Origin of the sequence: Sulfitobacter sp. SH22 (assembly GCF_965641905.1) — a bacterium.
Taxonomy (GTDB): domain Bacteria; phylum Pseudomonadota; class Alphaproteobacteria; order Rhodobacterales; family Rhodobacteraceae; genus Sulfitobacter.
On sequence record NZ_OZ282573.1, the window covers coordinates 1,557,291 to 1,582,670 of the forward strand.

The 25,380-nt window shown below is 57.8% G+C and carries 31 protein-coding genes, 3 tRNA genes and 2 pseudogenes; 17 read left to right on the forward strand and 19 right to left on the reverse strand.

Annotation, left to right across the window (positions count from 1 at the left end):
• Positions 1 to 159 precede the first annotated feature (159 nt).
• The gene (locus ACSQ13_RS09530; protein ID WP_295509376.1) at positions 160 to 621 is read right to left on the reverse strand and encodes an Lrp/AsnC family transcriptional regulator; all 462 of its coding nucleotides are present in this window, start codon (positions 619 to 621) and stop codon (positions 160 to 162) included.
• A gap of 147 nt (positions 622 to 768) precedes the next feature.
• Here ACSQ13_RS09530 and ACSQ13_RS09535 point away from each other — a divergent pair, with 147 nt between their 5' ends.
• Both ACSQ13_RS09535 and ACSQ13_RS09540 read left to right on the forward strand, forming a co-directional pair.
• Positions 769 to 2,391 carry a thiamine pyrophosphate-binding protein gene (locus ACSQ13_RS09535; RefSeq protein ID WP_295509378.1) on the forward strand — a complete coding sequence of 541 codons (1,623 nt, stop codon included), beginning with the start codon at positions 769 to 771 and terminating at the stop codon, positions 2,389 to 2,391.
• A 103-nt stretch (positions 2,392 to 2,494) separates the two neighbouring features.
• On the forward strand, positions 2,495 to 3,391 hold the full coding sequence (locus tag ACSQ13_RS09540; RefSeq protein ID WP_295509380.1) for a DMT family transporter: 897 nt from the start codon (positions 2,495 to 2,497) through the stop codon (positions 3,389 to 3,391).
• A 44-nt stretch (positions 3,392 to 3,435) separates the two neighbouring features.
• Here the strand turns inward: ACSQ13_RS09540 and ACSQ13_RS09545 are convergent, their stop codons facing one another.
• The 8 genes and pseudogenes from ACSQ13_RS09545 to dctP all read right to left on the reverse strand — a co-directional run bounded on the left by ACSQ13_RS09545 (position 3,436) and on the right by dctP (position 8,059).
• Positions 3,436 to 3,852: a VOC family protein gene (locus ACSQ13_RS09545; protein ID WP_176249532.1), complete on the reverse strand. Its 417-nt coding sequence runs from the start codon at positions 3,850 to 3,852 to the stop codon at positions 3,436 to 3,438.
• A gap of 137 nt (positions 3,853 to 3,989) precedes the next feature.
• A complete protein-coding gene (locus ACSQ13_RS09550) occupies positions 3,990 to 4,145 on the reverse strand; it encodes a DUF2182 domain-containing protein (protein ID WP_176249533.1) in 156 nt (51 codons plus the stop codon).
• Positions 4,146 to 4,381: 236 nt separating this feature from the next.
• Positions 4,382 to 4,905, reverse strand: a pseudogene (locus tag ACSQ13_RS09555) (IS3 family transposase); the annotation flags it as partial.
• The gene (locus tag ACSQ13_RS09560) at positions 4,890 to 5,036 is read right to left on the reverse strand and encodes a hypothetical protein (protein ID WP_375708108.1); all 147 of its coding nucleotides are present in this window, start codon (positions 5,034 to 5,036) and stop codon (positions 4,890 to 4,892) included. The gene ACSQ13_RS09560 and the pseudogene ACSQ13_RS09555, both read right to left, overlap by 16 nt.
• 236 nt (positions 5,037 to 5,272) lie before the next feature.
• Positions 5,273 to 5,950, reverse strand: coding sequence for a TRAP transporter large permease subunit (locus ACSQ13_RS09565; RefSeq protein ID WP_295509384.1), 678 nt, complete (start codon positions 5,948 to 5,950; stop codon positions 5,273 to 5,275).
• Complete coding sequence (locus ACSQ13_RS09570; RefSeq protein ID WP_295509386.1) at positions 5,947 to 6,588, reverse strand: TRAP transporter large permease subunit; 642 nt, start codon at positions 6,586 to 6,588, stop codon at positions 5,947 to 5,949. Before ACSQ13_RS09570 ends, ACSQ13_RS09565 begins: the two co-directional genes overlap by 4 nt.
• Positions 6,589 to 6,592: 4 nt before the next feature.
• Positions 6,593 to 7,087 carry a TRAP transporter small permease gene (locus ACSQ13_RS09575; RefSeq protein WP_176249535.1) on the reverse strand — a complete coding sequence of 165 codons (495 nt, stop codon included), beginning with the start codon at positions 7,085 to 7,087 and terminating at the stop codon, positions 6,593 to 6,595.
• Between the two features lie 6 nt (positions 7,088 to 7,093).
• Positions 7,094 to 8,059 carry a TRAP transporter substrate-binding protein DctP gene (gene dctP / locus ACSQ13_RS09580; protein WP_255200148.1) on the reverse strand — a complete coding sequence of 322 codons (966 nt, stop codon included), beginning with the start codon at positions 8,057 to 8,059 and terminating at the stop codon, positions 7,094 to 7,096.
• 215 nt (positions 8,060 to 8,274) lie between these two features.
• Here dctP and ACSQ13_RS09585 point away from each other — a divergent pair.
• Positions 8,275 to 8,569 (forward strand): annotated as a pseudogene (locus ACSQ13_RS09585) (transposase); the annotation flags it as partial.
• A 209-nt stretch (positions 8,570 to 8,778) separates the two neighbouring features.
• On the opposite strand, the gene ACSQ13_RS09590 reads toward ACSQ13_RS09585, so the two are convergent.
• Positions 8,779 to 8,864: transfer RNA gene (locus ACSQ13_RS09590), tRNA-Leu, on the reverse strand.
• Positions 8,865 to 9,040: 176 nt separating this feature from the next.
• Here ACSQ13_RS09590 and ACSQ13_RS09595 point away from each other — a divergent pair.
• Both ACSQ13_RS09595 and lipB read left to right on the forward strand, forming a co-directional pair.
• Positions 9,041 to 9,715 carry a DsbA family oxidoreductase gene (locus ACSQ13_RS09595; RefSeq protein ID WP_176249536.1) on the forward strand — a complete coding sequence of 225 codons (675 nt, stop codon included), beginning with the start codon at positions 9,041 to 9,043 and terminating at the stop codon, positions 9,713 to 9,715.
• Between the two features lie 21 nt (positions 9,716 to 9,736).
• Positions 9,737 to 10,429, forward strand: coding sequence for a lipoyl(octanoyl) transferase LipB (gene lipB / locus ACSQ13_RS09600; protein WP_295509463.1), 693 nt, complete (start codon positions 9,737 to 9,739; stop codon positions 10,427 to 10,429).
• 157 nt (positions 10,430 to 10,586) lie between these two features.
• Here the strand turns inward: lipB and ACSQ13_RS09605 are convergent, their stop codons facing one another.
• A complete protein-coding gene (locus ACSQ13_RS09605) occupies positions 10,587 to 10,721 on the reverse strand; it encodes a hypothetical protein (protein WP_373029543.1) in 135 nt (44 codons plus the stop codon).
• A 95-nt stretch (positions 10,722 to 10,816) separates the two neighbouring features.
• On the opposite strand from ACSQ13_RS09605, the gene ctaD reads away from it, so the two are divergent.
• The 3 genes from ctaD to ACSQ13_RS09620 all read left to right on the forward strand — a co-directional run bounded on the left by ctaD (position 10,817) and on the right by ACSQ13_RS09620 (position 13,310).
• The gene (gene ctaD, locus ACSQ13_RS09610; RefSeq protein ID WP_176249538.1) at positions 10,817 to 12,490 is read left to right on the forward strand and encodes a cytochrome c oxidase subunit I; all 1,674 of its coding nucleotides are present in this window, start codon (positions 10,817 to 10,819) and stop codon (positions 12,488 to 12,490) included.
• Between the two features lie 245 nt (positions 12,491 to 12,735).
• Positions 12,736 to 13,125 (forward strand): MAPEG family protein, encoded by a 390-nt coding sequence (locus tag ACSQ13_RS09615; protein WP_295509392.1) that lies wholly within the window; start codon positions 12,736 to 12,738, stop codon positions 13,123 to 13,125.
• 110 nt (positions 13,126 to 13,235) lie between these two features.
• A tRNA-Gly gene (locus ACSQ13_RS09620) sits at positions 13,236 to 13,310 on the forward strand.
• A gap of 207 nt (positions 13,311 to 13,517) precedes the next feature.
• Here ACSQ13_RS09620 and ACSQ13_RS09625 read toward each other — a convergent pair.
• Positions 13,518 to 14,228, reverse strand: coding sequence for a hypothetical protein (locus ACSQ13_RS09625; protein WP_295509395.1), 711 nt, complete (start codon positions 14,226 to 14,228; stop codon positions 13,518 to 13,520).
• A 273-nt stretch (positions 14,229 to 14,501) separates the two neighbouring features.
• Between ACSQ13_RS09625 and ACSQ13_RS09630 the strand changes: the two genes are divergently transcribed.
• Positions 14,502 to 15,446, forward strand: coding sequence for a response regulator (locus ACSQ13_RS09630; protein ID WP_295509398.1), 945 nt, complete (start codon positions 14,502 to 14,504; stop codon positions 15,444 to 15,446).
• 5 nt (positions 15,447 to 15,451) lie between these two features.
• On the opposite strand, the gene ACSQ13_RS09635 is transcribed toward ACSQ13_RS09630, so the two are convergent.
• Both ACSQ13_RS09635 and ACSQ13_RS09640 read right to left on the reverse strand, forming a co-directional pair.
• Entirely contained in the window at positions 15,452 to 15,787 is a 336-nt protein-coding gene (locus tag ACSQ13_RS09635; RefSeq protein ID WP_255200149.1) for a hypothetical protein, read from the reverse strand.
• A complete protein-coding gene (locus tag ACSQ13_RS09640; RefSeq protein ID WP_176249542.1) occupies positions 15,784 to 16,023 on the reverse strand; it encodes an Lrp/AsnC ligand binding domain-containing protein in 240 nt (79 codons plus the stop codon). Before ACSQ13_RS09640 ends, ACSQ13_RS09635 begins: the two co-directional genes overlap by 4 nt.
• Before the next feature lie 146 nt (positions 16,024 to 16,169).
• On the opposite strand from ACSQ13_RS09640, the gene hisB reads away from it, so the two are divergent.
• Together hisB and hisH are read left to right on the forward strand one after the other, a co-directional pair.
• Positions 16,170 to 16,757, forward strand: coding sequence for an imidazoleglycerol-phosphate dehydratase HisB (gene hisB, locus ACSQ13_RS09645; protein ID WP_176249543.1), 588 nt, complete (start codon positions 16,170 to 16,172; stop codon positions 16,755 to 16,757).
• Between the two features lie 3 nt (positions 16,758 to 16,760).
• Entirely contained in the window at positions 16,761 to 17,399 is a 639-nt protein-coding gene (gene hisH / locus ACSQ13_RS09650) for an imidazole glycerol phosphate synthase subunit HisH (RefSeq protein ID WP_176249544.1), read from the forward strand.
• Positions 17,400 to 17,459: 60 nt separating this feature from the next.
• Here the strand turns inward: hisH and ACSQ13_RS09655 are convergent, their stop codons facing one another.
• The gene (locus ACSQ13_RS09655; protein ID WP_255200150.1) at positions 17,460 to 17,813 is read right to left on the reverse strand and encodes a DUF2147 domain-containing protein; all 354 of its coding nucleotides are present in this window, start codon (positions 17,811 to 17,813) and stop codon (positions 17,460 to 17,462) included.
• 179 nt (positions 17,814 to 17,992) lie between these two features.
• A complete protein-coding gene (locus ACSQ13_RS09660) occupies positions 17,993 to 18,382 on the reverse strand; it encodes a DUF2147 domain-containing protein (RefSeq protein WP_176249545.1) in 390 nt (129 codons plus the stop codon).
• Between the two features lie 143 nt (positions 18,383 to 18,525).
• On the opposite strand from ACSQ13_RS09660, the gene hisA reads away from it, so the two are divergent.
• The 3 genes from hisA to ACSQ13_RS09675 all read left to right on the forward strand — a co-directional run bounded on the left by hisA (position 18,526) and on the right by ACSQ13_RS09675 (position 20,399).
• Positions 18,526 to 19,242: a 1-(5-phosphoribosyl)-5-[(5-phosphoribosylamino)methylideneamino]imidazole-4-carboxamide isomerase gene (hisA, locus tag ACSQ13_RS09665; RefSeq protein ID WP_176249546.1), complete on the forward strand. Its 717-nt coding sequence runs from the start codon at positions 18,526 to 18,528 to the stop codon at positions 19,240 to 19,242.
• A 93-nt stretch (positions 19,243 to 19,335) separates the two neighbouring features.
• Positions 19,336 to 20,097, forward strand: coding sequence for an imidazole glycerol phosphate synthase subunit HisF (gene hisF / locus ACSQ13_RS09670; RefSeq protein ID WP_176249547.1), 762 nt, complete (start codon positions 19,336 to 19,338; stop codon positions 20,095 to 20,097).
• Positions 20,094 to 20,399 carry a phosphoribosyl-ATP diphosphatase gene (locus ACSQ13_RS09675; RefSeq protein WP_176249548.1) on the forward strand — a complete coding sequence of 102 codons (306 nt, stop codon included), beginning with the start codon at positions 20,094 to 20,096 and terminating at the stop codon, positions 20,397 to 20,399. The genes hisF and ACSQ13_RS09675 overlap by 4 nt, the downstream gene beginning before the upstream one ends.
• 94 nt (positions 20,400 to 20,493) lie before the next feature.
• On the opposite strand, the gene ACSQ13_RS09680 is transcribed toward ACSQ13_RS09675, so the two are convergent.
• From ACSQ13_RS09680 to rlmB, 3 genes are all read right to left on the reverse strand, one after another.
• The gene (locus tag ACSQ13_RS09680; protein ID WP_295509407.1) at positions 20,494 to 20,961 is read right to left on the reverse strand and encodes a CoA-binding protein; all 468 of its coding nucleotides are present in this window, start codon (positions 20,959 to 20,961) and stop codon (positions 20,494 to 20,496) included.
• A gap of 226 nt (positions 20,962 to 21,187) precedes the next feature.
• Entirely contained in the window at positions 21,188 to 21,499 is a 312-nt protein-coding gene (locus tag ACSQ13_RS09685; protein ID WP_176249550.1) for a hypothetical protein, read from the reverse strand.
• A 27-nt stretch (positions 21,500 to 21,526) separates the two neighbouring features.
• On the reverse strand, positions 21,527 to 22,303 hold the full coding sequence (rlmB, locus tag ACSQ13_RS09690) for a 23S rRNA (guanosine(2251)-2'-O)-methyltransferase RlmB (RefSeq protein ID WP_176249551.1): 777 nt from the start codon (positions 22,301 to 22,303) through the stop codon (positions 21,527 to 21,529).
• 127 nt (positions 22,304 to 22,430) lie between these two features.
• Between rlmB and ACSQ13_RS09695 the strand changes: the two genes are divergently transcribed.
• The 3 genes from ACSQ13_RS09695 to ACSQ13_RS09705 all read left to right on the forward strand — a co-directional run bounded on the left by ACSQ13_RS09695 (position 22,431) and on the right by ACSQ13_RS09705 (position 25,372).
• Positions 22,431 to 22,514: transfer RNA gene (locus tag ACSQ13_RS09695), tRNA-Tyr, on the forward strand.
• 419 nt (positions 22,515 to 22,933) lie between these two features.
• On the forward strand, positions 22,934 to 23,935 hold the full coding sequence (locus ACSQ13_RS09700) for a hypothetical protein (RefSeq protein WP_176249552.1): 1,002 nt from the start codon (positions 22,934 to 22,936) through the stop codon (positions 23,933 to 23,935).
• 144 nt (positions 23,936 to 24,079) lie between these two features.
• Positions 24,080 to 25,372, forward strand: a complete 1,293-nt coding sequence (locus ACSQ13_RS09705; protein WP_295509410.1) for an O-acetylhomoserine aminocarboxypropyltransferase/cysteine synthase family protein — start codon at positions 24,080 to 24,082, stop codon at positions 25,370 to 25,372.
• Positions 25,373 to 25,380 lie beyond the last annotated feature (8 nt).

Sequence of the window (25,380 nt, forward strand, 5' to 3'; positions counted from 1 at the left end):
TCGGTATTATTCAGGGCAACGGCAAAGCCGCTGCCGCCCAAGGCTAGACCGAGTTCCCAAAGAAGCGAAAGGGTTTCCCGCGCAACGCCGTAACGTCACAGCGGGTCAAACGCGCGCCAAAGCAAACGCGCTTGCAGCAAGGCTGGCTTTGACAACCGCTCAAAGATCGACTGGCAGCGCGCCGGACACCTTCATTTGCCGCAGGATAAAGGTAGTAGTCGTCGTCCGCACGACCTTGAGCCGCAGAAGGCTGTGCATGATGAATTGCTCAAGGCTTTCGGGGTCTTTGGCAGCAACTTTGAGAATATAGTCAAAGTCACCCGTGATCGACGAACATTCCAGCACCTGGTCGTTCTTGTCCACAAAGGCCTGGAATGTATCAATCGAGGCAACGTCATGATCCACCAGCGACACCTGAATATGGGCAAAAGCATGTAGACCCAGCTTTTTGCCATCCAGAATTGCCGCATAGCGGGTGATGTAGCCCTCTTCCTCCAACCGTTTGACCCGCCGCCAGCACGGAGAGGGCGACAGCCCCACAGCATCCGAGAGCGCTTGCGTGTTGGCGCGCCCGTCGCGTTGCAGAACCTTCAGGATGAGCTTTTCAAATGAATCGAGCAAAGATTTACCTACTTTTTGTGGATATCAGGCATAACTCACCCAGCCTGACCCAAAACAGACCAATTTAGAAGCAATTTCACGCAACACAGACAGTATCATCCCTCAAAGCCCGTCGAAGCTGTCAAATTTGAGGAAAAGGTCACGCCAATGTCCCCCCAGAACCATGTTTATCAATCCATTGCACGTGCCACCAAAGACCACGGAACCCAAAAGATGTTCGGCCTGATGGGGGATGCAAACCTGTTCATGGTCGACAGTTTTGTGCGCGATTGTGGCGGTGATTTCATCCCCGCAGCCCATGAGGGCAGCACGATCCTGATGGCGGCGGCCTATGCCCATGTTTCGGGCCATGTCGGGGTTGCAACCGTCACCCACGGGCCCGCGCTCTCCAATTGTCTGACCGCGCTGACCGAAGCCGCGCGGGGACATAGCCCGATGGTCGTTCTGGCCGGGGACACCCCCGCAGACAATCCGCGCCACCTGCAAAGCATCGACCAGCGCGAACTGGTCAAGGTCACAGGCGCAGGGTTTGTGCAGCTTCGCACGCCCGCAACCGTCTGCGAGGACGTCGCGCGGGCGTTCTACCGCGCCCGTGTCGAACGCCGCCCTATCGTGTTGAACATGCCCGCTGATTTCATGTGGCAAGAAGCGGATTACACCCTTCAGGTGCTGGATGTGTTCACCACCCCCGGCGGGGTGGCCGAAGGTGATATTCTGGATAATGCGATTGGGATGATCGCCTCGGCGCGGCGTCCTTTGATCCTTGCGGGGGGCGGGGCCATCCATGCACGCGATCAGTTGGTGCGACTGGCCGACCGGCTGGAAGCACCGCTTGCAACGACGCTTCGGGCCAAGGGTCTTTTCAACGATCACCCCTATAACATCGATATTTTTGGCACCCTGTCGACCCCCGCCGCCTATGACCTGATCGCGAAATCCGATTGTATTATCTGCTTTGGCGCAGCGCTGCATGATTTCACAACGGACCGTGGCAAGTTGATGAAAGACAAACGGATCGTGCAAATCGACAGCGACCCGACCGCGATTGGCGGCGGGCTGCACCCCGATGCGGCCCTGATCGCCGATGCGGGGCTGACCGCTGACACCATCCTGCATTGGCTGGACGAGGCCGAGATCCCCGCCAGCGGCTTTACCCGCGAACTCGATACCGCGTCGCTTACCGCCCATGTGGCAGGATCGGGCAAGGCACCGGAAGGTTTCGTGAATTATGTCTACGCGCTTGATCGGTTGGAACAGGCCCTGCCCGAAAACCGCGTCTTGGTCACGGACGGGGGGCGTTTCATGACAGAGGTCTGGTGCCGCATTTCGGTGCCCGACCCGCGCAGCTTTGTCAGTACGGTGAATTTCGGGGCCATCGGATTGGGGCTGCAAGAAGCTATCGGGGCAGCGGTTGCCGCGCCGGATCGTCCGGTCGTGCTGTTCAGTGGCGATGGCGGGTTCATGATGGGCGGAATCAATGAATTCAACACAGCCGTGCGCCTTGGGCTGGATCTGATCGTGATCATCGCGAACGATTCCGCCTATGGGGCCGAACACATCCAGTTCGTCGACCGCAAGATGGACCCAAGCCTGACACAATTCACCTGGCCGTCTTTCGCCCAGATTGCCAAATCGCTTGGCGCAGACGGGGTCGAGGTGCGCTCGAATGATGCGCTTGAACGCGCGCTTGCAGCGCTTGAGACCCGCAAGGGCCCCTTCCTGATCGACCTTCGGCTTGACCCTGATGATGTCCCCCGCATGCGCATCTGACCAATCAGGTTGAAAGTTCCCGGCCTGCCAAATACTGACGTGTAAGGTAAGGGACTGCGGAAATGCTTGGCTTCAGCGCAGTTCACCAGCATTGAGGCACCCTTTGAGAATTGACATTGCAACGGACAGCCGGGCCAACCTGATCGGCAGCATCTGGATGATCGCGTCGATGGCGGGTTTCGCCATTGAGGACGCCTTTGTAAAAGCCGTGTCCGAAACCCTGCCCGTCGGTCAAATTCTGATCCTGTTCGGCTTGGGGGGCGCATTGGTCTTTGCGCTTGTGGCGCGCGCCAACAAGCAGCCGCTGTTCGTCCAGGATGTCGTGTCGCGCCCCATGTGTATTCGCATGTTCTTTGAGATCATCGGCCGTCTGTTCTATGTGCTGGCAATTGCGCTGACCCCGTTGTCTGCGGCGACCGTTATCCTTCAGGCGACCCCGCTGGCAGTGGTCGCAGGGGCCGCTTTGGTCTTTGGCGAACGGGTCGGCTGGCGCAGATGGCTGGCCGTTTTTATCGGGCTGTTGGGAGTTGTCGTCATCCTTCAGCCCGGAACGGATAGTTTTTCGGGCCTGTCCTTTCTGGCCATTATCGGAATGATCGGCTTTGCGGGCCGCGATCTGGCCAGCCGTGCCGCACCTGCCACGCTGCACACCTCGATCCTTGGCCTATATGGTTTCCTGTCTGTCATTATCGCCGGCGTCGCCATTTCGGCTTGGCAATCCGCACCCTTCGTGCGTCCAAGCGCCGAGGTTTGGGTATTTCTGCTTGGGGCAGTCCTCGCAGGCGTTGCGGCTTATTCCTGCCTGATGAAGGCGATGCGCACCGGTGAAGTATCCGCCGTCACCCCCTTCAGATACACGCGGCTGCTGTTCGGCTTGGCATTCGGGGTTATCCTGTTTGGCGAACGGCTGAGCCTGGAAATGCTGGTCGGGTCCGGTTTGATCGTGTTTTCAGGCCTTTTTATCCTATGGAGAGGCAAACAGGCCAAAGCAGCTTTGTGATCTGACCTGCAAGGAATGCGGTGTCGCAGCCTGTGTCGCCACCGCTACCCGTCCCGACCGGGTTCAGACGGATCGCTGGAAAAGAGCGCGATCTTGTTGCCTTGGGGGTCGCGAAGGTAGCCAACATAGAAATGCGGTCCATATGACACGCGAAAACCGGGCTGGCCCTCGTCAAAGCCGCCAGCGGCAAGGGCAGCGGCGTGCAGGTCCCGAACCTGAGCTTGATTGCGCGCCTCGAATGCGATCATGGTCCCGTTCCCGGCCGAGGCAGCATTACCGTCAAAGGTCGGTTTAACGTAGAAATCCGGCAAAGGGGCAGACTGCCCCGGTTGAACCGGCAGCGCATAGCTCAGCCCCTCAGGCCCCTCTTTCAGCCCGTACCCGAGGGCTGGCAAGAACGCTGAATAAAACCGCTTCGCGCGGGCGATATCATCAGCACCAACGGTGACATAGGCAATCATGCTGCGTGTTCCTTTCGAGGCGTTCGGATATTGTGGCGCGTTTACAGGATGATGGTAGAACAACGCGCGAACCGGCTCAACAACCGCGACGCGCAGTTGGCAACGGGAGTTTTTCAATATCCGGCTCGCCCCCCGTTTCAGACCATGGTCCACACCCCCGCCCCGATCATGCCCGCACCAGCGACCTTGGAAACCACATCGCCCGCGGGAACGGCCTTTTCGATCAGAACAAAGATCGTGATCGCGATGATCCATGCAGCCTGCATCACGCCGACAACGAACAAAAGCCCCATCAGCGCTGACGTCTGACACAGCCGGAAAACGGGTTATCAAGCGTGAGGCCCTCATTGTTAAGAATGCCCAGGCACCGATCCGAGGGGACAGGACTGTGATGGGGCGTTCCCGTCAGACTCCTATAAGGTCACATCTCGCCCGTTGCCGGGGCGCTTGATGGTCGACACGTCAACGCAATGACACGCAGTCAATCGTAACATGGGTCAGGCCATCAAGCCGCAATACCATACTCACAGTCATAGCAATTTCCCTTTCCACTCATGCACTGCCCGGCAGTGCATGTTCACATGCGCGAGAGGGGACACTTTGAAGCCGTGCTGTCGCAGGATTTTCTGATAGTCGTGCGAACAATATTGCGACACGAGATCCGTGTGATGGATGCAGCCCTTTGGGCGGTGAGCGGAATGCTATCGCCATGTTTAACGCCCGGATCGCCAGGTCTCGCTTCATCCTGTTGCTCACCGCCCAACCGATCACGCGTCGGGAATGCAGGTCCAGTATTACAGCGAGATACAGCCACCCTTCGCGCGTCGAAATATAAGTGATGTCACCGGCCCATGTCTGGTTTGGCTGATCTGCTGTAAAGTTCCGGTCAAGCAGGTTCGGTGCGATGTTGAACGTATGATTGCTGTCTGTCGTCACCTTGTGTTTCCGTGTTCTGACCACAGATATGCCGTTCTGGCGCATCAAACAGCCGATACGGCGGTGACCGATATCCAATCCGATCTCTTTCAGCTCTTCGGTCATCCGTGGGCTGCCACTCTCGGGACATAGCTGCGCAATACCCTGCCGCGCAGTGGATCATCAGCAACCTGCATACGCGTTAGCCCGCTGGTCAGCGCGATGCGCACCGCATCTTGCCGGAATTCGCCCGTCCGTTTCAGTCCCATGGTCAGTCTCCTTTGTTGCAGCAAATGCGATCAAAGGAGCGGCATCAAACCGTGGAATCAGACACCTAGGGACCTCGTAACACCAATCGCGAATCATGGATAATTGGTACGGTTATCTGTCGCCATCCAGAGGGTGACCACAATGCGCCTCTTCCAAGTGCCGGGCCGGGCCTGGATGAGTGGGCGATCAAAGGTAATTTAGCTCAGAAGCCGAATTTATTGTTTCTCAATCAAGCCTATCTGCCCATCAACCCCGGCAACCATGTGCCCAGTTCGGGCAGCCAGACGATCAGGCCAAGCACAAAAAGCTTGATCAGAACGAAAGGCGTCACCGCCGCATAGATGTCGCGCATGCGGATTTCGGGTGGTGCCACGCCGCGCATCACGAACAAAAGCAATCCAAAGGGGGGCGTTAGCAGCCCAATCTCCATCGTCAGAAGATAGACCACGCCCAAAACCAACGGGTCGATCCCCATCGCATTGGCCAGCGGCACAAAGACCGGAACGGTGACCATCAGCATCGACACCTGATCAATGAAGCAGCCCAGAAATAGTAGGATCGCTATCATGCCAAGCAACACCATCAGCGGGGTCGGGTCAAAGCTGTTGATGGCGTTGATGAGGCCGTTTGTGGCTCCGGAAAAGGACAGAACCTGCGCGAAAGTCTGGCTTGCTGCGATAATGAACAGGATCATCACTGAAAGCTTGAGCGTTTCCATCAGCGCGCGGCCCAGTTTTGCCCAAGTCAGCGCGCGATAGGCTGCGCCGATGGCGACTGCGGTCAGACTGCCCAAGGCAGCGCTTTCTGTCGGCGTTGCGATCCCCAGCAGCAGTGATCCGATCACCACGGCAAACAGCACCGACAGCGGAAGCACATAGAGGACGAAGGGCGTCCACCTTTCCCTCAGGCTCATTTTTTCCTGTGTGTCAGGGGGGCGACCGAAGGGTCAAGAATGCTGCGCCCGACCACATAGGCCACGAATAAAAGCGCCAGCAGCAGTGCGGGGATGACCCCTGCGACCAGTAACCCGGCAATGGATATTCCCGCGAGCGAGCCGACCAGAACCGCCAGAGCCGAGGGCGGGATCAGCATTGCAATCGCGCCGGATGCCATGATCGGGCCCATGGCCATCGACGGGTGGTAGCCTCGCTTGAGCATGCCCGGCAACAGCGTACTGCCCAGCATTGCCGTATTTGCGATGGTGGATCCGGACAAGGCAGCAAAGATCGTACCGCCAAAGATTGTGACCACGGACATACGCCCTGGGATGCGCGTCACGACCCGTTCAATCGCGTCAATGGCCCGGTGTGCGACACCAGTCTGAAATAAGATCTCGCCCATCAGGATAAATAGCGGGATCGGGGCAAGCTGGAAGTTCGCCACCGACTGCGCCGAATTTCGCGCCAATTGCAGGATGCCACGTTCACCGCCCAGAACGAAATACGCGCCGACCGTGGTGACGGCAATGAATGCAAAGGCGACGGGCAGGCCGATAAGCAAGAGTACCGCCAGGCCCCCCAGCATCAATGTCAGAGTTAATCCCCAATCCATGATGCTAAAGCCCGCTCAGCGGGGCGTCGGGCATGCCAGGCTGCAGTACCTTGCGTAGGAAGACGGCAACACAAAGCGCCATGGACGCAGGCACGAATGCCAGCATCCACCATTCCGGGATCACAAATGATGTGCGGATCATCGACCCGCGCGCGGCTGAGGCAATTGCGGCTTGAAGCCCGTACCAACCCAGAATCCCCGCCGTGACCGCCCCGATCAGATTGGTGACACGGCCTACTGTCTGCTCTGCCCGGGGGGGCAAAGCGCTGGTGAGCAGGTCGACTTTGACGTGACCACCCTGCGCCAGGACCCAAGGTGCCCCCATGAAAGTGGCAATCATCAGTGCGTATTGTATCGCGTCCAGCGCGCCGTAGATGACCGGCAAGCCAAGGTTGCGCAATGCCACGTTGATCGCGATGGTCACGGCAATCAAACCCAGGATGCCTGCCGAACACACGGCAAGCATCCAGAGGGCCCGGTCAAAGATGTGTCCGATCATCTTTGATTACTTGACCAGGCAGGCGCGAAGTTCTTTGGCCAAGGGCGCATCGATGGCGTCGACAGCGGCCCAACCGGCGTCCCGTGCCGTGTTCAGCCATTTTTCCGCACCGGCCGCGTCAAAGGTGATCGTTTCGATCCCCGCCTCGGCCTGTTTGGCGTATTCGGCTGCATTGAGGTCGGTATTGTTGGCGTTCAACGATTCCATCCAGGCGGCCCCTTCTTCAAGCTTGGCGCGCTGTTCATCGGTCAGCCCGTTCCAGACATCAAGATTGACCAACAGGTTTACGTCGACATTGTAAAAGCTGGGATCGACGCGGTATTTTGTCTGTTCGTCCCAGCCAAGATCCAGCACGCCCTGGGAAGGCCAGCCGTAGCCGTCAATCGCGCCGCGCTCCAGCGCGCTATAGACCTCGCCCGGTGCGGTGCGCACCAGATTTGCGCCAAGCGCCGCAAACATTGCCTGATAGACCGGCGTGGTGCGAATGGTCAGACCACTCAGGTCCGGCCCTTCGACCGGCTTGGTCAGGTAAAGATGAAAGCCCATTCCGTCACCCGCACGCGCTAGATATTTGGCGTTCATCTGCTCTTGGTGGATGCGGTCGATGACATCATAGCAGCCGTTCGCGCGCTGTTCTTGCACTGTATTTTCAGCCAGGTGGATCGCGTCACCTGTCGGGACAAGATTGGGATAGAAGGCCGACGTATTGTTGGCGATGTCCACCACGCCGGATTGCACGGCATTGCCCAACTCGAAGGGGGGCACTGCTTCGGGCCCGCCGATGATCTGGATCTGGACAACACCTTTGCCGTTCTCGTTGACCCATCCGACGAAGGATTCAAATTCGCGGCTGAATGTGGTGCCGAGATTAAAGGCGGACACGCCGCGCAACGTGACTTCTTGCGCGAAGGCGGGCGAGGTTAGCGAGGTGGCAGTGACGATAGCGGCAGTAAGCATTCTCAAGGTGTTCATGTCGATCCTCCCGGTTGAAGGTGGCCCGTTGTCTATCGCTCCGGCACCACTTTATATGTATCTGCATATAATTCGTAGCGACAACCTGCCGTACAGTCAATTTCGCATATCAGTCATATCCAGAGCGGCCTTGCTGCGAGGTTTCGCATGGGGAAGGCGTTGTTGCATATCTCCGAAGAGGGCGGATTCACATTGTGAATCCATGCAGTTACAGGATCTGCACGAGCAAGCCATCACCCGCCCGCTACCGCATCACCAATTGGTCCAGCTACAATGCATCGCTCAGGAAGCCGGGATCGCTGCTGATCTGGGTCGACAAGGAGATGACGTGGCTCGCACCGCGTGACGGGCGACCGCCGGTCTTCTCTGATGCTGCGATCCAGTTCTGCCTCTCAATCAAAGTGCTGTTCAAGCTGCCTTTGCGCCAGACCGCCGGGAAGGTTGCCAGCCTGCTGCGGATGGCAGGCCCGCAAGCATGGTGTTCAGGGGCGGCGTCAATGGCGCAAGGTACCGCCGAGATCGAACGCGTGGCATAACCCCAGCGGGAAAGGGGCAGTCACGTCCTACGAGGGACTTCTGCAACAACGCCGATGTGAACCCTAAATCGCTCTGGACCCCCCGCTGGTGGGCCTTTCAAACGTATTGAGGGATAAATTGGCGGATACCAATCCAAATACAGCCGGCAAGCCGTTGAAAATATTAACTAATGTAAAATAAATTGGTGCGGTCGGAGAGACTCGAACTCTCACGGGTGTTACCCCACAGCGACCTCAACGCTGCGCGTCTACCATTCCGCCACGACCGCACGCCATGGATGGTGAGGCTCGTTTAGACAAACTTCTTCCCCTTGTGAAGAGGCAATCCTCATCATTTCGAACAAGATGATTTAACCGGCCCTTCCCAGCGTAATTCCACTGCCCCCTTGAATTAGCCCCGCGAAACCTGACTTTAGGTGCAAGCAATGAAAATAGGTGATCCAACGTGACCAATGACGCGCCCGCACAAACCGCCCCTGCCCTGCAAATCGACATCGTTTCAGATGTCATGTGCCCGTGGTGCATCGTGGGGTATCGCCAGTTGGAACAAGCGCTGGCGCAGACCGGCGTGGGGGCCTTCATCCGCTGGCACCCGTTCGAGCTGAACCCGCAGATGCCCCCCGAGGGTCAGAATACCGCGGAACATATCGCCGAGAAATATGGTGCAAGCCCTGAACAATCGGCGCAAAATCGGGCGCATCTGGTGCAGATCGGGCAAGGCTTGGGAATCGATTTTCAATTCACCCCCGACAGCCGCATCGTCAACAGCTTTGCCGCGCACCAGCTTTTGCATTGGGCGCAGGAACACAACCTACAACACCCGCTCAAGCTGGCGCTGTTTCAGGCGCATTTCACCCAAGGGCGCGATGTGTCGGATCACACGGTGCTGGTCGATGTGGCTGAAACGGTGGGTCTGGACCGCGCGAAAGCCGCCGAAGTGCTGGAAAGCGGCAGCCACGCCGATGCGGTACGCGAGTTGGAAGGCGTTTGGACCGGTCAGGGAATCAGCGGCGTGCCCGCAATGGTATTCGAGGGCAAATATCTGGTCACCGGCGCGCAGGGTTCGGATAATTACACTCAAGTCATTCAACAGATCATGGCTGAAAAAGCGGCGGGCTAGCGATCACATGTCTTTGCAAGCCTGACGCGGGACGCTAAGCAGACGGCTATGGTGGAATGGATTATCTCTGACGGCTTGACCGATTTTCGCACCGCCGAGGCGTGGATGGAAGACCGTGCAACCCGCATCGCCGACGGCACCGCCGAGGAATGCATCTGGCTGGTCGAACACCCGCCACTTTATACTGCGGGGACTTCGGCCAAAATCACCGATCTGACCGACCCTGACCGGTTTCCCGTCTATGAAACCCGCCGGGGCGGGCAGTACACCTATCACGGGCCGGGCCAACGGGTGGTTTATGTCATGCTCGACGTGGGCAAACGCGGACGCGATGTGCGCCGCTTTGTCCAGCAGCTTGAGGCATGGGTGATCGCCACCCTCGACAGTTTCAACATCAAGGGCGAAATTCGCGAAGGCCGTGTCGGCGTCTGGGTCCAGCGCCCAGACAAGCCGTTGAATATCAACGGTCAGACCCCCGAAGATAAAATCGCGGCCATCGGAATACGCTTGCGCAAATGGGTCAGCTTTCACGGCATCAGCATCAATGTCGAACCCGATCTGAGCCACTTTGGCGGGATTGTTCCCTGCGGCATCACCACCCATGGCGTGACGTCGCTGGTCGATCTTGGGCTGCCCGTAACGATGGATACGCTTGATGTCGCCTTGCAGGCGGCATTCGCGGCCATTTTCGAAGACACCCCGCAGACGGATTGATTCGCGTGGCCTGCTGCGGGATTCGTTTGCTTGGCCAGTAAAACGCTTTTTGGTGTCCACGGATATCGATCCCCTCATTATCCTGAGCACGACACCCCCAGGGCACCGGATTTTCCCCCGCTCAAGACGCGATTACGTTCTGAGAGTCACATATGTTTCACTTATCTGGTCTTGGCTCGCTGGCAATCATGTCACTATATCCAGCCGTGACATGCTCGCGCTCACAAGATGGCGTGCCAGCAACGACCCCGGATTTTTCAGAAAATACCGCACCTGCGGCAATCGTGGCCATTGCCCCTTTGGGCAAGGCGCACTAGAACAAACGATAATCCAGCGCGCGTTCCTTGTCGGGGCGTGGGTTGACCAACCAATCTCAGGAGGCACCGCATGGCCGACGCAGCCATTCACGGGCATGATCATCACGACGAGCGTGGATTTTTCACACGCTGGTTTATGTCCACGAACCACAAAGACATCGGTATTCTATATCTGATCGTCTCAGCCCTCGTTGGCTTTATCTCAGTCAGCTTTACCATCTATATGCGCCTTGAACTGATGCACCCCGGTGTTCAGTACATGTGTATGGAAGGTGCGCGTTTCATCGCCAATAGTGCAGAAACATGTACGCCAAACGGGCATCTTTGGAACGTTCTGATTACCGGCCACGGCATCTTGATGATGTTCTTTGTGGTTATTCCCGCGCTTTTCGGCGGTTTTGGTAACTATTTCATGCCGCTGCAAATCGGCGCGCCTGACATGGCGTTCCCACGCATGAACAACCTGTCCTTCTGGCTGTATGTCGGCGGCACCACGCTTGCTGTCTGTTCGGTGCTTGCACCAGGCGGTAACGGTCAGGCCGGGTCCGGCGTTGGTTGGGTTCTGTACCCGCCGCTTTCCGTACGTGAAGGCGGTATGTCGATGGATTTCGCGATCTTCGCGGTTCACGTTTCCGGCGCTTCGTCCATTCTGGGTGCGATCAACATGATCACCACCTTCCTGAACATGCGCGCCCCCGGCATGACATTGTTCAAGGTGCCATTGTTCAGCTGGTCGATCTTCGTTACAAGCTGGCTGATCCTGTTGTCCCTGCCCGTTCTGGCCGGCGCAATCACCATGCTGCTCATGGACCGCAACTTTGGTTTCGCGTTCTTTGACCCAGCAGGCGGCGGTGATCCGGTTCTGTACCAGCACATCTTGTGGTTCTTCGGTCACCCCGAAGTGTACATCATCATCCTGCCAGGCTTTGGTATCATCAGCCACGTGATTGCCACGTTCAGCCGCAAACCGATCTTTGGCTACCTGCCAATGGTTTGGGCGATCATCGCAATCGGCGCATTGGGCTTTGTTGTGTGGGCGCACCACATGTACACAGTCGGTATGTCGCTGAACCAGCAAGCCTACTTTATGCTTGCGACGATGGTTATCGCGGTGCCAACCGGTGTTAAGGTCTTCAGCTGGATTGCCACCATGTGGGGCGGTTCGATCGAATTCAAAACACCAATGCTGTGGGCTTTCGGCTTCCTGTTCCTTTTCACCGTCGGTGGTGTAACAGGTATCGTTCTGTCCCAGGCAGCCGTCGACCGCTACTACCATGACACCTACTATGTGGTTGCACACTTCCACTATGTTATGTCGCTGGGTGCCGTGTTCGCGATCTTTGCAGGTGTCTACTTCTACCTGCCCAAGATGTCGGGCCGCATGTACCCTGAATGGGCCGGCAAGCTGCACTTCTGGGCGATGTTCATCGGCGCGAACCTGACCTTCTTCCCACAGCACTTCCTGGGTCGTCAGGGCATGCCACGCCGCTACATCGACTACCCCGATGCATTTGCTTACTGGAACCTGTGGTCCTCGATCGGTGCCTTCCTCAGCTTCGCGTCGTTCCTCTTCTTCTTCGGTGTGATATTCTACACACTGACACGGGGCGCACGGAGCACGGCCGCAAACCCGTGGAACGAATATGCCGACACGCTGGAGTGGACACTGCCAAGCCCACCCCCAGAGCATACGTTCGAAATTCTTCCAAAGCAGGAAGACTGGGACAAGCAGCCAAGCCACTAAGGCAAGGTACTAAGAAACAAGGGGCTCCAACGGCGGTTGGGGCCCTTTTCCGTTGCCGGCGTTCACTTGACTGACCAGCCCCCCGTGCAGTCGGCCCAGTGCTGATCGTGTCAGGGCGCGTTGCCTTTTTCAGCCCCGTTCAACGCCCCCCACCCCAGCAAAAAGATGAATGCCGCTTTCGCCCTTTCGGAAATCACGTTTTGCCATAGGCTGCCAAATGAACGCCCCTGACCGAAAGACCCCCTATGCCCCTGCCCATTACATCCCTCTATGCTGCGCTGACCGCCTTGGTATTTCTCGCCCTCAGCTGGCGCGTCATCCGCTACCGCAGGGCCAATGTCATCTCGCTGGGTGACAGCGGCGACAAGAACCTGCTCAAACGTATGCGCGCCCAAGCCAATTGCGCGGAATATGCGCCGCTGGCGCTGATCCTGATGATGCTAAGCGAATTGAACGGGGCACCGCCCGTCGCGCTCCATACCATGGGCGCTGCATTTGTTGCCGGTCGCGTTTTGCACGCATATGGCTTCGCCTCCACACCGCAAAAGATCATCTTGCGGCAGGCTGGCATGGCCCTGACCTTGGCAATGATCGCCGCTGCCGCCTTGGGGATTCTGGCCCATGCACTGGTCTGAACGGACCTAAAATAGCCGCCCGAAAAAAATCTGAAAAAAAGTGCATTCAAAGGCAATTTCCCTCTTGCGGACACTGCGCCCTATGGGTATCTCACGCCCTACCAGAGGATGCGGGCGTAGCTCAGGGGTAGAGCATAACCTTGCCAAGGTTAGGGTCGGGCGTTCGAATCGCCTCGCCCGCTCCAACTGGTTTCTGCTTACCCAGCAGAAAAAAACAAGGCCGCCTTCGGGCGGCCTTTGTGTTTTCCGGCACCCGTTTATTCAGCCGATCCTGCCCTGTCACCATGGGCCAGCGACTGATCCGCGCCATTTGTCCAAAACGAAAAAGCCGCCCGGTTGGGGCGGCCCTGTGATTTAAATTGTCCTTCAATTTGGTCCGATCGCTCCAGCAGCTACAGCAGAGAGATTTGCGAACGCGCCGAAACCGTTTCGCGTTCCATCTGTTCAACGGCACTTATGTGCCACTCCAGACCCGATTGCCCCTGGGCCGCCGCCGCGCGCAGGTTGGCACTGGCCAAACGCGCCTGCTGCGACGACATCATCAACGCCTCAGCCAGTTCGGCCCGACTGGCCCGGATCGCATCCAGCCGCGCCTCATACTCTGCCTCAGTGAGGGTCCCTGCCCCGCGTAGCGCCGCCAACCCCTCGATGTCGGATTCTTGCCGCGCAAGGAAGCTGGGCAACTGGATCGAGATATCATCGAGCTGCGCGTTCGATGTTCGAATGCTCCGGACGATGGCATTGGCCGATACAAGTTCCATCCTGCGGGCAACGTCCTTTTTGCCTGCCATATGGCCGTTAACCGCCCCAACGACCCCGCCAGACGCGGCCGCCGCCATGCAATGCGAGGCATTGGACGTCACGATCGCCAGTCCACATCCGACAGCGGCCCCGACGGCGGCGTGTTTGATCGTCGTGTTGCGGACGATGTCTTTCATCATACGGTCCAAAGCGGCCGTTTGCTCAATCAATACCGCCCCGTCCTGGCCTGTGGCCTGAAAAGAAAATGCAGTCGGCGGATTGGAAACCGCGTGGTGCGGGACTGCACAGCCCGACAGCCCCAGCGCAATGATGATAGGTATAAGAAACAGTGGTTTGGACATCTGAAATTCCATTCGTACTACAGACAGCTTCGTGAAAACTCTAAAATTCCGCTACGGTCTATCGAAACAATGTGCCGATTTTGCGGCCTATTGGATAAATTTCATAAAAATTGCATTGTGCGGACTTGGCGCCGGAAAATTGCCAACAATACCATTAAAAAGGTCCAGAATGCAGATTGCGCGTCATATTCTTGCCCAGATTGAATCCTAGCTATACCACAACATAAAAAAACGCAGCCTATGCGAAAACACTGACTGAAACCGGAGCAAATCATGAAAATTCTAGTGGTAGATGATGACCCGTTTATCCATGAACTGTTCCCGGAAATTTTCGGTCTGGCCGACCTGACCGATGTCCACTCGGCATCCGGTGGCTTTGAAGCCCTCGATATCATAGCGGCGCAGGGCAAGCCTTTCGATTGCTTCGTGCTGGACGTCGATATGCCGAAAATGAACGGCATTGAACTGTGCCAGCGCATCCGTGCCTTGCCCGGCTATGACAAGAAACCCATTCTGATGCTGACCGCCAGAACCGACCCGATTTCAATCGAGAACGCTTTTGCTTCGGGGGCAAACGACTACATCTCAAAGCCGTTTAACCTGAAAGACATCTACAACCGTATCCGCGTCGCAGAGCGGCTGAGCGAGGCGTCAAAGACCGTGGTGAGCGTCAATGCGCTGGACGTCGGGGCAAAGGATGCAGCAGGCGTTCATGACTTCGAATTATGCGAAAAATTGCATCTCGCCCATGTGGACCGTCTGATCCTGTCCTTCTCGCTTGGCAACTACCTGACCCAGCTTGATCGCAAGGCGCTAAAGGGGTGCAAGGTTTTCTGTGTCTCGCTTGATGATGCGCAACATCTGTATCAGCACAGCGCCGCGTCCGATTTCACAACGCTTTTGACCGATCTGGGCGAAAGCATTATCAGCACTGTCGACTGCCCCCATCTGTTGATGTCCTACGAAGGCAACGGCCAGTTCATCTGCGTTAGCCGTGACACCCAGCTTGCCGATTGGGAAGTGCTCGAAGCCGGCATCCAGCTTAGCCTTGAAGACACATCCTATGGCCTGACGATGATGGGAAACACGCCGATCACGATCTCTGTCGGCACCCCGATCGCCCCCAATGCCAACCGGACACAACGTGTGAAAAACACATTCACCCGCGCGATTGGCCGCGCAGAGATGCGCCATTCCTCCAAGGCGAATGCCGCGTGATCGGATCAGTTAATCGGGAACTGGACCAGACATTTGGCCGCGTTGCGGCGGTAATCGCGCAGCGTGGCGTCAATGTCGCGACGATCGCGCATGACCGCCATTGCGGCCTTTTTCTGCGCCCGGGTACCGCTGACATGCCGTTCTAAAATCAGAACGGTGATGCCCAGCATGACCTCTTTTTCTTCCTGACCGATCATCTCTTCGCGCGCCAATGTCACGGCCGTATAGGCCAGCATATTGGCACATCGCAAAGCGGCCGCCTCTTCGCCCCCATAGGTGCGGTCAGCAAGGGCGGGCGTTGCACATAGCAATGTCGCACAAAGAGCGATGAAATTTCTCAAAACACTTTGAACGTCATTGTGGTCAACGACCGCTCAATCCCGTCGATATCCAACAGGTGATCGTTGATATAGACCCCCACGTCTTCGCCCTTGGGGATATAAAGTTTCATCAGCAGATCAAAATCGCCGGATGTCGAATACAGCTCCGAATGGATTTCACGCAAGGCGATTTCCTCCGCAACGCGGTAGGTTGTGCCGGGCCGGCAACGGATCTGGATAAAGACGCAGGTAGACATCGGGTCGCTTTCGACTGGTTGCAGTACCGCCACGCTGTCATAGCGGGGTAAGGGCCGCAATCCCCTATGATGCTCAAATCCGATTGGCTGGCCCTTGGCGTGGCCGCGCGCGCTGCTATAAGGGGATCAACAGCCGGAGAATTCCCATGCGTCAAAGCACAATCAGCCGTTCCACCGCCGAAACCGAAATCACCGTCGAGGTCAATCTTGATGGCACCGGTGCCTATGACAACAACACAGGCGTCGGTTTTTTCGATCACATGCTGGATCAACTGGCGCGTCATTCGCTGATTGATATGAAAATCACCGCCAAGGGCGATCTGCACATCGACGATCACCACACGGTCGAAGACGTGGGCATCGCCTTGGGTCAGGCACTGGCCGACGCCTTGGGCGACAAGCGTGGCATCCGGCGCTACGGCGCGTGTCTGCTGCCGATGGATGATGCGCTGGTGCGTACAGCACTTGACCTGTCTGCCCGTCCCTTTCTGATCTGGAACGTCGATCTGCCGACCTCCAAGATCGGCAATTTCGACACCGAACTGGTGCGCGAATTCTTTCAGGCGCTGTCCACACATGGCGGCATCACCCTGCACGTGGACATGCTGCACGGCATCAACAGCCACCACATCGCCGAGGCGGCGTTCAAATCCGTTGCCCGCGCCCTGCGCGAAGCAGTCGAGGTCGATACCCGCAAATCCGGCGATATCCCGTCAACCAAAGGTGCGTTGTAGCAAATGCTGACCGCGATCATTGATTACGAATCCGGCAATCTTCACTCTGCCCAAAAGGCGTTTGAACGGATGGCCCGCGAAACCGACGCGGGCGATGTTATCGTCACCGCTGACGCCGATGTTGTCGCAAGCGCTGACCGCCTGGTGCTGCCGGGCGACGGGGCGTTCCCGTCCTGCATGGCCGCCCTCAAGGGCCACAGCGGCATCTATGCCGCAATGGTCGAGGCCGTCGAAGTCAAAGGCCGCCCGTTCCTGGGCATCTGTGTCGGGATGCAATTGATGGCCTCTTGGGGCCGCGAATACGAAGACACCCAAGGTCTGGGCTGGATCGAGGGCGAAGTCACCAAAATCACCCCCGCCGATCCAGCACTGAAAGTGCCGCATATGGGGTGGAATGATTTGGTCATTGACCATCCACACCCCGTTTTCGACGGCATCAAGACCGGCGATCACACCTATTTTGTCCATAGTTATCATATGGCTGTAGCCAACCCCGCAGAGCGGCTGGCCCATGTCGACTATGCTGGCGAAGTCACCGCCGTGATTGGCCGTGACACCATGCTGGGCATGCAGTTTCACCCCGAAAAAAGCCAGGCAACAGGCCTGCGCATGATCGCCAATTTCCTGAACTGGCGGCCATAAGACCACAGCCCTTCAGACTGCGCTTGATCAGTCCGCGCCCCGTCAGCATTCCGGGCCCGCTTAACGCAAGCGGGTCCAGACCACTTCATTGCCGCTGTTCCCAGTGCATTTGACCAGATGCATGGCATTGCCATCGACCAACATCGTCGTCTGTTTGCGCGTATTGCCTGACGGCTTTATCAGCGTCCCCTCGTAAGACCCGTCGGCCTGTTGGACCATGTCCCAGAACACGCGTTTGCCGACAGCGGTTGATTTCTTGTCATAACCGCGCCGGTCTTTGGCCCGCTCGACAACACCGCACAAGGCCTGCCCGCACGGCCTGGCCCTTACATGAACAACCAATCCGTTAACATCTGGTGCAGATTTCCAGACACCTTCCGCCACATCAGAAAATACCGGCGCCGAAATCGCCATAAATAGGGCGCTCAGAAAAATGCATTTCTTTGAAATCATTTGCATCACGGCCCAAAGCAACACAGATGCCTTACACGCTTTTGGCACCGCAGCCAAAAACCAAGGCGCTGGTGTTATCATTCACCAACGCCATGATTCTCGCAAATCAGCTCAATCCCAGGGCAGATCATCCTTTGGGTTTACTGAAGGCGGCTCCAGCTTTGCTTTGAACACAGCAAACCACCGGCAACACATCCCGAAAGCTTCAGGTTGTTGCCCGAAACGCTCATCTTTCCGATGTAGATTTTATCGTTCGACGGCCGCCAGACCTTGCCCGCATAGTTGCCTTTGCCATCCGGTGCCATGCCGATCACCAGCTGTTTGCCGATGTTCTCGGATTTATATTCACCGTCACCGTTAAAGGTGCGCATGATCGTGCCGCAGACCTCGGCCCCGCAAGGGCTCATCTTCACATGCGCATAGGCACCATCATCCGGCTGGGTCTTCCAAACCCCAACCGCAGGATCCGCCGCCATTGCCGTGCCCGCCGCCATGATTCCAATGACTGCCGCCAAAATCGTTCTTTTCATGATATATCCTCCCGATATCTCCGCAGTTTGACTAAAATTCACCGATTCAAGCAAGCTTTACGTAGGGGCCGCGCCTGCTGCGTTGCACATTTCCGCCCGCCATGCGATTTGGTCGCAAACACCCGCAACCCAAGGCCTGCCCAATGATCCTGTACCCCGCAATCGACCTCAAAGACGGCCAAGCCGTGCGCCTCGTTCACGGCGACATGGAAAAATCCACCGTGTTCAATGATGACCCCGCCGCACAGGCCCGCGCCTTTGTCGATGCAGGCTGCACATGGCTGCATCTGGTGGATCTGAACGGTGCCTTCGCAGGGGCCCCCGTCAACGCCGCCCCGGTCGAAGCGATCCTGAAATCCTGCAACGTCCCCGCCCAGCTTGGCGGCGGCATCCGCGACATGGCCACAATCGAGGCATGGCTGGACAAAGGCCTCGCGCGGGTGATCCTGGGCACCGTGGCCGTCGAAAACCCCGATCTGGTGCGCGAAGCCGCCCGTGCCTTCCCGGGCAAAGTCGCCGTTGGCATTGATGCGCGCAACGGCCGCGTCGCCACCAAGGGCTGGGCCAATGAAACCGATGTGATGGTCACCGACCTCGCCAAATCCTTCGAGGACGCAGGCGTCGCCGCGATCATCTACACCGACATCCTGCGCGATGGTGCCATGGGCGGACCAAACATCGATGCCACCGCCGCCCTCGCCCGCGCCGTCAATATCCCGGTCATTGCATCAGGCGGTGTCAGCTCGCTCGACGACCTCAAGGCGCTCAAAGCCACCAACGTCATCTCCGGCGCGATTTCAGGCCGCGCCCTCTACGATGGTGCCATCGATCTGAAACAAGCTCTCAAGGCCCTTGCCTGATCTTCCAAATGGCCCCAAATCCTCGGGAGGTCTGGAGGGCAGACAGCCCTCCAGCGGCTTGCCACCCGTCCACAGCCCCTCTAAAGAATAGCTATGCTTAAAACCCGTATCATCCCCTGCCTTGATGTCGCCGATGGCCGCGTGGTCAAAGGCGTGAATTTCGTCGGCCTGCGCGATGCGGGCGATCCCGTCGATGCCGCCATCGCCTATGATGCGGCGGGCGCGGATGAACTGTGTTTCCTCGACATCCACGCCACCCATGAAAACCGCGGCACGATGTTCGATCTGGTGACCCGCACGGCTGAACATTGCTATATCCCGCTCACGGTGGGCGGTGGCGTGCGCACCGTGGCTGATGTGCGCGCCCTCCTGCTCGCGGGTGCAGACAAGGTCAGCTTCAACTCTGCCGCCGTCGCAGACCCCGATGTCATCGCCCGCGCGGCCGATCAGTTCGGCAGCCAATGCATCGTCTGTGCCATCGACGCCAAAACAGTCAGCCCCGGAAAATGGGAAATCTTCACCCATGGCGGCCGCAAATCCACCGGCATCGACGCCGTGGAATTCGCCAAACTGGTTACCGCCAAAGGGGCCGGTGAAATCCTGCTGACCTCGATGGACCGCGACGGCACCAAACAAGGCTTCAACCTGCCCCTGACCCGCGCCATTTCCGACGCCGTCAGCGTGCCGGTGATCGCCTCGGGCGGCGTTGGCAATCTTGACCACCTGGTCGAAGGCGTGACCATCGGCGGTGCCTCCGCCGTCCTCGCCGCCTCGATCTTTCACTTTGGCGAATATACCATCGCGCAGGCCAAACAACACATGGCCGCCGCCGGTATCCCCATGAGGCTGACATGACCCTGGATGATCTCTACGCCACCATCACAGCCCGTAAAAATGCGGACCCGTCCAGCAGCTGGACAGCCCAATTGCTGGCCAAAGGCCCCGAAAAATGCGCCGAGAAATTTGGCGAAGAAGCGATCGAAGCCATCATCGAAGCGGTGAAAAACGACAAACCGGCCCTCACCTCCGAGGCCGCCGACGTGCTGTACCACCTGCTTGTCATGCTCGCGTCGCGCGATGTCCCGCTCTCAGACGTGCTTGACGAACTCGCCCGCAGACAATCCAAAAGCGGCATCGCTGAAAAAGCCGCCCGCTAGGCCTTCTCTGGCTCTCAAATATCCTGGGGGGAAGCCGATCTTTCGGCTGGGGGGCAAAGCCCCCTTTCCCGCCGCCGCAGGCACTATCCTCGCGTCACAGCTTGCTCGAAATAATACCTGTCGCAAAGCCGCCCATGCGCAATTCCGAAAACAACCGCTGGTATTCGATTTTGGGGCAGCGGTTCTGTATCACCGTCACCCCGCGCGCCTCGGCCAAAGCCGCCGCCTCGGCATGCTCCACACCGATTTGCATCCAGATGGTCTGCAACTTGGGAAAGACTTCCAGCGCCTCTTCCACGATTGCGGGCACCGCCTCAGAGCGGCGGAAAATATCGACCATATCCACATCACCCTCGATGTCGGATAAGGTGGCGACCACCTTGGCCCCGAACAACATCTCGCCTGCATGGCCGGGATTGACGGGAATCACATCAAACCCCTTCAGCGACAGATAGCGCGCCACAAAATAGCTGGGCCGCACCGGGTTCATCGACACACCGACCACAGCAATCCGCTTGGTCCGGGTCAATACATCTTTCAAAAGGGCGTCTGGATATATCATCCCCCACATCTACACTGATTCTCGGATAAAAAAAGCGCCCTGCAGACAAATGTCCGAGGGCGCGAAGGTATGGAACGAGGGACAGTTAAAGACCGGCAGGAGTTCCGAACCTGCCGCCTTGCACATGAGTTAAGAACTATTTGCGCAATTCAAAGACCGTCTGACAAATGCGTGAACAAAACCTAAAGATCTAGGCAAAATATCGCCAACCCTGCGTAACATGCCTTCAGTCGAAAATATCTTCCACAATGTCGAAAACCTCGCCGGTCAGCTTTTTCAGCCAGGATTTCTTGCGCTTTTGGTATTTCTCTTTTTTCGGCTTCATCGCCGGTTTCGCGGGCTTTGACGGCGCAAACTGTCGCAAGCGCGGCGAAACCGCCGGCTTGGCCGATGCCGGGGCCGGAACAGGAATTTGCTTGAGGTCATGCAGCGGCGCGCCGCATTGCGCGCAGGCCAGCTCGTGACGCCCCGCATCCAAGGTCAACGCGGCCTTGCTGCCGCAAAAGCAGCAAGTCGCGATTTTTACTGGATAGCTCACGGCGTCTCTTCCTTTTACATGCGGGCCTTACCCATGCGGACGAGAAGCATATAGGGCGATTGCCGCCGCATTTGAGACGTTGAGCGAGCCAAATCCACCATCTGCGTCAATCCGTACCAACAGATCGACGGTTTCTTTGGTCTTTTCTCGCAGGCCCGGCCCTTCGGCCCCCAGCACCAGCGCCACCGGACGGTCGCGCTTGCCTTCAAGGGCGGCCTCCACGGTCATGTCGGCCTCGCCATCCAGACCCAGCACAAGATACCCCATGTTCTGAAGCTCCTTGATCGAATCCGCCAGATTGCGCACCCGCAGATAGGGCTGGCGTTCCAGCGCCCCGCTTGCCGATTTGGCCAGCGATCCGGTTTCGGGGGCGGCGTGATGGCGCATGCCGATCACCGCAGACGCGCCCAACACCTCGGCCGAGCGCAAGATTGCCCCAACGTTATGCGGATCAGTCACACGGTCCAGCAACAACACACGCGGTGCCTCGGCCCCGATGCACACCTCTTCCAACGATCCCCATGACAGCGGCTTGACCTCAAGCACAGCGCCCTGATGCACCGATCCTTGATCCAGCGGCGGGCGGAATTTGCGGGGGTCAACGACCTCGGGCTCGATTCCCGCCTTTGCAATCGCCTCTTCCAGCTTGATCTGCGCATTGGGCGTGACCATCAGCCTTAATTTTTCACGTTTAGGATTCTCCAGTGCGTCGCGCACCGCGTGCAAGCCGAACAACCACACGGTCTGGTTCGCCTCGACCTTTTTTTCCTGCTCTTTTTGCACGACCCACTTCGGTTTTTTCATGCCCAGACCCTCTTTCATGTGCTGCAAGGATCATTTCCCTGCCTTTCGCCTAGGTTTTCGCCTTGACGCCTATCAGGACCGCTTGTAATCACGCCTTCACAGCCGGTGCAATGCACTGGCTGAAAGTGGGCGACAGGCCGCAAGGTGTGGCAGGGGACTGTAACTCCCTCGCGGAGACGCACGCCAGGTTCGATTCCTGGGTCGCCCACCATTTCACTTCTTATCAACGGCTCAGACACGAATGTGCTTTGGTGCGCCGCCACGGTGGACCATCAACCATGCGAAGCGCATTATATCTAAGCTTAAGCAAACACGGCATATTCTACTTTAGGCGGCCTTTACCAACGGACAAGCACCGTCTCGGAAAAGCGTCCCGTGTTCGGCTCTCACGCGTCCCTATCGTCTCTGCTGTCTGACGTCAGACAGTTTGAAAAACGTGCTGAGCGCAGCGCCGGAAAAAGGGGCCTGATCATGCCCGATGCTTGCCGCGATACTCCCTTTTGCAAACAAGATGCCGCGCAAGAACGGCACCTGTCAATCAGGCGGCTATATCGGTCCGGGCTTATTTGCTACCTTTTGTGAAACAGCGTTTACCCCTATAGTCGGGCAAAAAAAGCATGAGGCATCGCGTTGACCAGTACATCCCCATCGCAAGACTTTAATATCGTCATCGTCGGCCAACATGGTCGTTTGGCATATGAGGCACTGCTTTTCGCGGCCTCTTTGCGTCACAGCAGCCCCGATTTTCGCGGCCGCCTGCTGGTGGCTGAACCGCAACCCGGCGTGTTGTGGCCAAATGATCCGCAAATCAAAAGCGCGGAAGTGCGCGCGGCGCTGGAAGATCTGGGGGCGGAAATCATTCCGTTCCAGTCAAAACACTTTGGTGCGTCTTATCCCTATGGCAACAAGATCGAGATGCTCTGCGCCCTGCCCAAGGGTGAACCCTTTGTCTTTTTTGACACCGACACCCTGATTACAGGCGATATTACCCAAGTCCCCTTCGATTTCGACCGCCCCACCGCATCAATGCGGCGCACCAACACCTGGCCCGTGCCGCAGCTTTACGGGCCGCAATACAACGGCTTGTGGAAATCGCTTTATGACAAATTCGGTCTGGATTTCGAAAGCAGCCTCGATCTGAGCCACCCGGACGAATACTGGCAACGCTATCTCTATTTCAACGCAGGCTTCTTCTTTTACCGCTGCCCCCATGAATTTGGCGCACGGTTTTTGGAATATGCGCTGGCGATCCGCGACACCCCCCCGGTAGAGCTTTGCGCACAAAGCTTTGATCCCTGGCTGGATCAGGTGGCCCTGCCGCTGGTCATCCACGCATTAGGCGGCGGGCGCGACACCCTGCCCCAAGGGCTGCTGGATGGAAGCGTCAGCTGTCACTACCGGTTCTTGCCGCTGTTATATGCGCGCGAAAGCCAGCAAGCGGTGGATGTTCTGGAAACGGTTGCGGCCCCGAACAAGCTCAAGAAAGTGCTCAAGGGCTACGAGCCCATCAAACGCATGGTCTATCAGGGGCGGGGCCAGAAAGCGCGGGCCCTGTTTGACCAAGACAACCTGCCCCGCAAGGAACAGGCCATCCGCAATCGGCTTAAATCCAACGGCTATTGGATGCGCTAACAGGGCGGCGCTGGTCGGAAAATTCAAATTTTCCGGTCCGGAATTTTTAAAAATTCCGATCGTCACCGCTGGCCGTGTGCATTCTCTTGTGTCGCATACCCCGTTCCAATATCCATAACCCAACCAATCCACGGGAGGATAACCATGACAGACGGCCCAACTTACGGCTTTGACACGCTGCAAATTCACGCAGGTGCCAAGCCCGATCCGGCAACCGGCGCGCGTCAGACGCCGATTTACCAGACCACGGCTTATGTGTTCCGCGACGCAGATCACGCCGCCGCCTTGTTCAACCTGCAAGAAGTCGGCTTTATCTATTCGCGTCTGACCAACCCCACTGTGGCCGTTCTGCAAGAACGCATTGCCACGCTTGAGGGCGGTGTCGGCGCTGTGTGCTGTTCTTCGGGTCACGCGGCCCAGCTCATGGCCTTGTTCCCGCTGATGGGGCCGGGCAAGAACATCATCGCCTCGACCCGTTTGTACGGCGGCACGGTCACCCAGTTCAGCCAGACCATCAAGCGCTTCGGCTGGGCGTGCAAATTCGTCGATTTCGATGATGTCGAAGCGGTCAAAGCTGCTGTTGACGATGACACCCGCGCGATCTTTGGCGAGGCGATTGCCAACCCCGGCGGCTATATCATGGATGTGCGTTCCATCGCGGATGTGGCCGATGCGGCCGGTATCCCGCTGATCATCGACAACACCACCGCCACCCCGTACCTGTGCCGCCCCATCGAACATGGCGCGACGCTGGTCGTGCATTCGACCACGAAATACCTGACCGGCAACGGCACCGTCACCGGCGGCTGTATCGTCGATTCCGGTAAATTCGACTGGTCCGCGAATGACAAATTTCCGTCGCTCAGCCAGCCAGAACCCGCCTATCACGGCCTCAAGTTCCACGAGACCTTTGGCCCACTTGCCTTTACCTTCCACGGCATTGCCATCGGTCTGCGCGATCTGGGCATGACCATGAACCCCCAAGCGGCCCACTACACATTGATGGGCACCGAAACCCTGTCCTTGCGGATGGAGCGTCACGTCGAGAACGCCACCAAGATCGCGCAATGGCTCGAGAATGACGACCGCGTTGATTTCGTGACCTATGCAGGTCTTGAATCATCGCCGTATTTCGACCGTGTCAAAACCGTGTGCCCCAAAGGCGCTGGCGGCTTGTTCACCTTTGCGGTCAAGGGCGGCTATGACGCCTGCGTGAAACTGGTCAATGCGCTCGAGATATTCAGCCACGTGGCCAACCTTGGCGATACACGGTCGCTGATCATCCACTCGGCCTCGACCACCCACCGCCAACTCAGCGCAGAGCAGCAAGAAGCTGCCGGTGCCGGTGCCAATGTGGTGCGCGTGTCCATCGGGACCGAAGATGCGAACGACCTGATTGCCGATCTGGATCAGGCGCTGGCCAAAGCGACCAGCTAATCCAGCCA

Bases quoted from the DNA above. Each gene is read 5' to 3' on its own strand.
- ACSQ13_RS09630 (WP_295509398.1), top strand. From the start codon at position 14,502: ATGAAAATTCTAGTGGTAGATGATGACCCGTTTATCCATGAACTGTTC.
- dctP (WP_255200148.1), bottom strand. From the start codon at position 8,059: ATGAACACCTTGAGAATGCTTACTGCCGCTATCGTCACTGCCACCTCG.
- ACSQ13_RS09560 (WP_375708108.1), bottom strand. From the start codon at position 5,036: ATGGGACTGAAACGGACGGGCGAATTCCGGCAAGATGCGGTGCGCATC.
- ACSQ13_RS09640 (WP_176249542.1), bottom strand. From the start codon at position 16,023: ATGTCTACCTGCGTCTTTATCCAGATCCGTTGCCGGCCCGGCACAACC.
- hisF (WP_176249547.1), top strand. From the start codon at position 19,336: ATGCTTAAAACCCGTATCATCCCCTGCCTTGATGTCGCCGATGGCCGC.
- ACSQ13_RS09625 (WP_295509395.1), bottom strand. From the start codon at position 14,228: ATGTCCAAACCACTGTTTCTTATACCTATCATCATTGCGCTGGGGCTG.
- ACSQ13_RS09680 (WP_295509407.1), bottom strand. From the start codon at position 20,961: ATGATATATCCAGACGCCCTTTTGAAAGATGTATTGACCCGGACCAAG.
- ACSQ13_RS09570 (WP_295509386.1), bottom strand. From the start codon at position 6,588: ATGGATTGGGGATTAACTCTGACATTGATGCTGGGGGGCCTGGCGGTA.
- ACSQ13_RS09565 (WP_295509384.1), bottom strand. From the start codon at position 5,950: ATGAGCCTGAGGGAAAGGTGGACGCCCTTCGTCCTCTATGTGCTTCCG.
- ACSQ13_RS09660 (WP_176249545.1), bottom strand. From the start codon at position 18,382: ATGAAAAGAACGATTTTGGCGGCAGTCATTGGAATCATGGCGGCGGGC.
- hisB (WP_176249543.1), top strand. From the start codon at position 16,170: ATGCGTCAAAGCACAATCAGCCGTTCCACCGCCGAAACCGAAATCACC.
- ACSQ13_RS09655 (WP_255200150.1), bottom strand. From the start codon at position 17,813: ATGGCGATTTCGGCGCCGGTATTTTCTGATGTGGCGGAAGGTGTCTGG.
- ACSQ13_RS09605 (WP_373029543.1), bottom strand. From the start codon at position 10,721: ATGGCCACGATTGCCGCAGGTGCGGTATTTTCTGAAAAATCCGGGGTC.
- ACSQ13_RS09705 (WP_295509410.1), top strand. From the start codon at position 24,080: ATGACAGACGGCCCAACTTACGGCTTTGACACGCTGCAAATTCACGCA.
- hisA (WP_176249546.1), top strand. From the start codon at position 18,526: ATGATCCTGTACCCCGCAATCGACCTCAAAGACGGCCAAGCCGTGCGC.
- ACSQ13_RS09545 (WP_176249532.1), bottom strand. From the start codon at position 3,852: ATGATTGCCTATGTCACCGTTGGTGCTGATGATATCGCCCGCGCGAAG.
- ACSQ13_RS09575 (WP_176249535.1), bottom strand. From the start codon at position 7,087: ATGATCGGACACATCTTTGACCGGGCCCTCTGGATGCTTGCCGTGTGT.
- ctaD (WP_176249538.1), top strand. From the start codon at position 10,817: ATGGCCGACGCAGCCATTCACGGGCATGATCATCACGACGAGCGTGGA.
- ACSQ13_RS09550 (WP_176249533.1), bottom strand. From the start codon at position 4,145: ATGGGGCTTTTGTTCGTTGTCGGCGTGATGCAGGCTGCATGGATCATC.
- hisH (WP_176249544.1), top strand. From the start codon at position 16,761: ATGCTGACCGCGATCATTGATTACGAATCCGGCAATCTTCACTCTGCC.
- rlmB (WP_176249551.1), bottom strand. From the start codon at position 22,303: ATGAAAAAACCGAAGTGGGTCGTGCAAAAAGAGCAGGAAAAAAAGGTC.
- ACSQ13_RS09535 (WP_295509378.1), top strand. From the start codon at position 769: ATGTCCCCCCAGAACCATGTTTATCAATCCATTGCACGTGCCACCAAA.
- ACSQ13_RS09675 (WP_176249548.1), top strand. From the start codon at position 20,094: ATGACCCTGGATGATCTCTACGCCACCATCACAGCCCGTAAAAATGCG.
- ACSQ13_RS09615 (WP_295509392.1), top strand. From the start codon at position 12,736: ATGCCCCTGCCCATTACATCCCTCTATGCTGCGCTGACCGCCTTGGTA.